Below are 429 nucleotides of genomic sequence, written 5' to 3'. Positions count from 1 at the left end.
CTCGAACGAGGTGGCGCACGCGCAGGCGGCGCCGCTGTTCGCCTGGACGCTCGTCTCGAGCGACACGCCGGAGATGCGCGACATCCGCGAGAAGACGATCCTCGTGCTCGTCCCGGACATGAACCCCGACGGCACCACGATGATCGCCGACTGGTACCGCGCCCATCGCGGCCAGCCGTGGGAGATGACGCTGCCCGGCCTCTACCAGCGCTACGCCGGGCACGACAACAACCGCGACTGGTTCATGTTCACGCAGCAGGAGACGCGGAACATCGGCCGGCAGCTCTACGACGAGTACCTGCCGCAGATCGTCTACGACCATCACCAGACGGCGCCGTTCCCGGCCCGCATCTTCATCCCGCCGTTCGTCGAGCCGACCAACGCGCACATCCCGCCGCCGGTGCTGCGCGGCATCGACACGATCGGGCG

1 protein-coding gene is annotated in these 429 nt (G+C 68.5%); it reads left to right on the top strand.

Going from position 1 to position 429, the window contains the following annotated elements; translation table 11 throughout:
• Nucleotides 1-429: M14 family zinc carboxypeptidase (locus I6F37_RS41010; RefSeq protein WP_225154520.1), on the top strand; the 429-nt coding region annotated here is incomplete at both ends.

The organism is Bradyrhizobium sp. NBAIM08 (assembly GCF_020193935.1).
Lineage (GTDB): Bacteria > Pseudomonadota > Alphaproteobacteria > Rhizobiales > Xanthobacteraceae > Bradyrhizobium > Bradyrhizobium yuanmingense.
The sequence above is the reverse complement of the archived record's forward strand: the minus strand, read 5'-3'. Positions and strand labels throughout refer to the sequence as shown.